Source organism: Acidiphilium sp. (genome assembly GCF_049977125.1).
Taxonomy (GTDB): Bacteria; Pseudomonadota; Alphaproteobacteria; order Acetobacterales; family Acetobacteraceae; genus Acidiphilium.
Genome location: NZ_JBMFGY010000189.1, coordinates 1 through 4,601 on the forward strand (window position 1 = coordinate 1; position 4,601 = coordinate 4,601).

At 63.1% G+C, this 4,601-nt stretch carries 3 protein-coding genes; all 3 read left to right on the forward strand.

The features are described from left to right. Nucleotides 1-278 precede the first annotated feature (278 nt). Genes tkt through ACP5E6_RS16360 form a run of 3 tightly spaced genes read left to right on the forward strand, consistent with a single transcriptional unit; the run spans nt 279 to nt 4,559 of the window. Complete coding sequence (gene tkt / locus ACP5E6_RS16350) at nt 279-2,315, forward strand: transketolase (protein ID WP_427955893.1); 2,037 nt, start codon at nt 279-281, stop codon at nt 2,313-2,315. 37 nt (nt 2,316-2,352) lie between these two features. After that, entirely contained in the window at nt 2,353-3,366 is a 1,014-nt protein-coding gene (gene gap, locus ACP5E6_RS16355; protein ID WP_427955896.1) for a type I glyceraldehyde-3-phosphate dehydrogenase, read from the forward strand. Further along, a complete protein-coding gene (locus ACP5E6_RS16360; RefSeq protein ID WP_427955898.1) occupies nt 3,366-4,559 on the forward strand; it encodes a phosphoglycerate kinase in 1,194 nt (397 codons plus the stop codon). Before gap ends, ACP5E6_RS16360 begins: the two co-directional genes overlap by 1 nt. The last annotated feature ends 42 nt before the right edge of the window (nt 4,560-4,601 follow it).

The following is a 4,601-nucleotide window of genomic DNA, read 5'->3' on the forward strand; positions in this document are numbered from 1 at the left end:
GAGATCATCAACCCGATGAGGCGCGACTGATTACACCGGTAATGACCTGATGAATAAAGTTTTTTTGCTTCTTTTTGTTCACAAAAAGAAGTCCTGCCTTGCCTGTGATTGAGCCGCTCCGCTCACGCGGGATTGGCTTGAACTCGGGGCGGGGCGTGCCAACCGTTAAGGGGGGGGATGGGGATCGATTCACATTCATTCATACTGAATGTATGTAATTTATCTATTGCCGTGATGCCGTTCGCCCCTTATGAGCTTTCCGCAACAGGAGGAACGATATGGCCAGCCACAGCGACCACGCCAGCAATGAAATTGCGCTCGAACGGCAGAAAGAGGTGCTGTCGCGCCCAATGACCGAGGCGCGGATGATGGCGAATGCCATTCGGGCGCTGGCGATCGATGGCGTGCAGAAGGCGAATTCCGGCCATCCGGGGATGCCGATGGGCATGGCCGATGTGGCGACGGTGCTGTGGACCAAGTTCATGAAATACGATGCCGCCGACCCGCATTGGGCGGATCGGGACCGGTTCATTCTTTCGGCCGGGCATGGCTCGATGCTGCTGTATGCGCTGCTGCATCTGACCGGCTATGAGAATATGTCGATCGAGGATTTGAAGCAGTTCCGGCAGTTGGGCTCGCATACCGCGGGGCATCCGGAGCGCGAGGAGCATCCGGCGATCGAGATGACCACCGGGCCGCTGGGCCAGGGGATTTCGACCGCGACCGGGTTTGCGCTGGCGGAGAGGATGCTGGCGGCGCGGTTCGGCAAGTCGCTGGTGGATCACCGGACCTGGGTGATCGCGTCCGATGGGGACATGATGGAGGGCGTGAGCCACGAGGCCTGCGCGATCGCCGGGCATCTGGCGCTCAACAAGATTTGCGTGCTGTACGATGATAATTCGATCTCGATCGATGGCAGCACGTCGATTTCGATGACCGACGATGTGGTCAAGCGGTTCATCGGCTATGGCTGGGCGGCGAAGCGGATCGACGGTCATGATCCGGTGGCGATCGAGGAGGCGATTAAATTCGCGATGCGGAGCCGCAAGCCGACGTTGATCGCGTGCCGGACGATCATCGGGTTCGGCGCGCCGACCAAGGCCGGGACGTCGGGTACGCATGGGTCGCCGCTGGGCAATGAGGAGGCGGCGGCGGCGAAGGCTTTGCTGGGCTGGACCGCGCCGCCCTTCGTGGTGCCGGCGGAGGTGCTCACGCCGTGGCGTGCGGCGGGGGCCAGGGGCGAGGGCGCGCGGCGGGCCTGGCTGAAGCGGCTGGCGGGGAGCAATCGCCGCGCCGAGTTCGATGCCGCGATGGCGGGCGAGTTGCCGGCGGCCTATGGCGTGGCGATGGATGCGCTGCGGGCGAAGATCGCCGAGACCAAACCCGCTCTCGCGACTCGGGTGGCGAGCCAGATGGCGCTCGATGCGATTGTGCCGGTGGTGCCGGAGATGGTCGGCGGGTCGGCGGATCTGACGCCGTCGAACAATACATTCGTGAAATCGATGGGGACGTGTCTGCCGGGGGATTATGCCGGGCGATATATCCATTTCGGCGTGCGCGAGCATGGGATGGGCACGACGCTGAACGGTCTGGCGCTGCATGGCGGGTTGATTCCGTATGGCGGGACGTTCTTTATTTTCTCCGATTACTGCCGCCCGGCGATCCGGCTGGCGGCGCTGATGCGGGTGCGGTCAATTTTCGTGCTGACGCATGACAGTATCGGGTTGGGCGAGGATGGGCCGACGCATCAGCCGGTGGAGCATCTGGCCTCGTTCCGGGCGATGCCGAACGTGCTGGTGCTGCGGCCGGGCGATGCGATGGAGACCGCCGAGTGCTGGGATGTCGCGGTGCAGCACAAGGACGGGCCGGTGCTGATGGTGCTGAGCCGGCAGAATATGCCGAGCCTGCCGCGGGATCATGGCGCTGAGAATTTGTCGGCGCGGGGTGGTTATGTGGTGATCGGGGCCGCGCATCAGCGCAAGGCGACGATTATTGCGACCGGGTCGGAAGTGGCGATCGCGGTTGAGGCGCATGCGATGCTGGCGAAGGAGGGCATCGATGTCACGGTGTCGTCGGTGCCGAGTTTCGAATTGTTCGATAAGCAGGATGCCGGGTATCGGCAAGAGGTGCTCGGCGAGGCGCCGCGCATCGGCATCGAGGCGGCGGTGGGTTACGGGTGGGATCGTTATCTCGGGGATAACGGGACCTTCATCGGGATGCATGGTTTCGGGGCGAGTGCGCCGTATCAGAAACTGTATCAGCATTTCGGGATTACGGCCGAGGCGGTCGTTGCGGCCGTGAAGGCGAAACTTTAATCATCCAATCTGGCGCGTTAACTGGGAGAATAGTTCAATGGCTGTGAAAGTCGCGATCAACGGGTTTGGCCGGATCGGCAGGTTGTTGTTGCGGGCGATGATCGAGAGCGGGCGGACCGATCTCGAATGCGTGCTGATCAATGATCTGGGCAGTGTCGAGGATAATGCGCATCTGCTGCGCTATGATTCGGTGCACGGCCGCTTTCCCGGGACTGTCGAGGTGAAGGGTGACAGCATCATCATCACCCATAACGGGCGGGTCTATGCACCGATCAAGGTTTCGGCGGAGCGCGATCCGAGCAAGGTGCCGTTGCAGGGTGTCGATGTGGCGATGGAGTGCACGGGCTTGTTCACCAAGCGCGAGGCGGCGGCCAAGCTGATCGAGGCGGGGGCGCGCAAGGTGCTGGTCTCCGCACCGGCCGACGGGGTGGATGCGACCATCGTTTACGGCGTGAACCATCACACGCTGACCAAGGAGATGACGATCATTTCCAATGCGTCCTGCACCACGAACTGCCTGGCGCCGATGGCGATGGTGCTGCATGAGGCGTTCGGGATCGAGCGCGGGTATATGGTGACGATCCATTCCTATACCGGCGATCAGAAGACGGTGGATACGCTGCATAAGGACCGGCATCGGGCGCGGGCGGCGGCGCTGTCGATGATTCCGACCTCGACCGGGGCGGCCAAGGCGCTGGGGCTGGTGCTGCCGGAGTTGAAGGGCAAGCTCGATGGCACCGCGATCAGGGTGCCGACGCCGAATGTGTCGCTGGTGTCGCTCGATGTGAATTTGAAGAAACACGCGACGGTCGAGGAGATCAACGCGGCGATGAAGGCGGCGAGCGAGGGCAAGCTCAAAGGGATTCTGGGGTATTCGACCGAGGCTTTGGTCAGCTCGGATTTCAACCATGTCGCTTATTCATGCAGCTTCGATGCGCCGCAGACCAACGTGGTCGATCACGCGCTGGCGCGGGTGATGGGGTGGTATGACAATGAATGGGGCTTCTCGAACCGGATGTGCGATACGGTCGCGTTGTTCGGCTCGCTCTGATGGCGGGGTATCGCACCCTCGATGGGGTGGATGTCGCGGGCAAGCGCGTGCTGATGCGCGCGGACCTCAACGTGCCACTGCGGGAGGGGCGGATCACCGACCTCACGCGGCTGGAGCGGTTGTCGCCCACCATTGTTGAATTGTCCGGCAAGGGGGCGAAGGTGATCGTGCTGTCGCATTTCGACCGGCCGAAGGGCAAGCGGGTGGAGAGCATGTCGCTCCGTCCGGTCGCCACGGCGCTGGGCGAGGTGCTGGGGCGCAAGGTCGGGTTCGCTGATGATTGCGTCGGGCCGGATGCGGGCGCGGCTGTCGCGGCGATGGCGGATGGCGATGTATTGGTGTTGGAAAACACGCGGTTTCACGCCGGCGAGGAGGAAAATGATCCGGCGTTTGCCGCTGAGGTGGCCGCACTGGGGGATTTATTCGTCAATGACGCGTTCTCGGCGGCGCATCGGGCCCATGCGACCACCGAGGGGGTTGCGCTGTTGCTGCCGTCCTATGCCGGGCGGCTGATGCAGGCGGAACTCGATGCGCTGAACGCGGCACTGGGGACACCGAAACGGCCGGTGGGGGCGATTGTGGGCGGCTCGAAGGTTTCGACCAAGCTCGATCTGCTGACTAATTTGATCACCAAGGTCGATCTGTTGGTGATCGGCGGGGCGATGGCCAATACGTTTCTGGCGGCGCAGGGGGCGGAACTCGGCAAGTCGCTGCAGGAAACCGCGCTGCACCAGACCGCGCGCGACATCATGGCGGCGGCGGCGGGGCATGGCTGCACGATTCTGTTGCCGGTCGATTTCGTGGTGAGCGAAACCTTCGCGCCCAATCCGCCGACCCAGGTGGTCTCGGCGCGGCAGGTTCCGGCCAATGCCATGGCGCTCGATGTGGGGCCGGCGACGACGGATGCGATCATCGCGGCGGTTCAGGGGTTGAAAACATTGATCTGGAACGGTCCGCTCGGTGCGTTCGAAACCCCGCCGTTCGAGGCGGCGACGATGCGTCTCGCGGCGGCCGTGGCGACCGCGACGGATGGCGGGATGATCTCGGTCGGGGGTGGCGGGGACACTGTGGCGGCGCTGAAGCAGGCGGGCATCATCGAGCGGATGACCTATGTGTCGAGCGCGGGCGGTGCGTTTCTGGAATGGATGGAAGGCAAGACCCTGCCGGGGGTCGCCGCACTCTCGGGCGACTAGAGCGTTATGCTTTCAGCTTAACGCTCTAGCTCTATGTTTTTT

Bases quoted from the DNA above. Each gene is read 5' to 3' on its own strand.
- tkt (WP_427955893.1), top strand. From the start codon at position 279: ATGGCCAGCCACAGCGACCACGCCAGCAATGAAATTGCGCTCGAACGG.
- gap (WP_427955896.1), top strand. From the start codon at position 2,353: ATGGCTGTGAAAGTCGCGATCAACGGGTTTGGCCGGATCGGCAGGTTG.
- ACP5E6_RS16360 (WP_427955898.1), top strand. From the start codon at position 3,366: ATGGCGGGGTATCGCACCCTCGATGGGGTGGATGTCGCGGGCAAGCGC.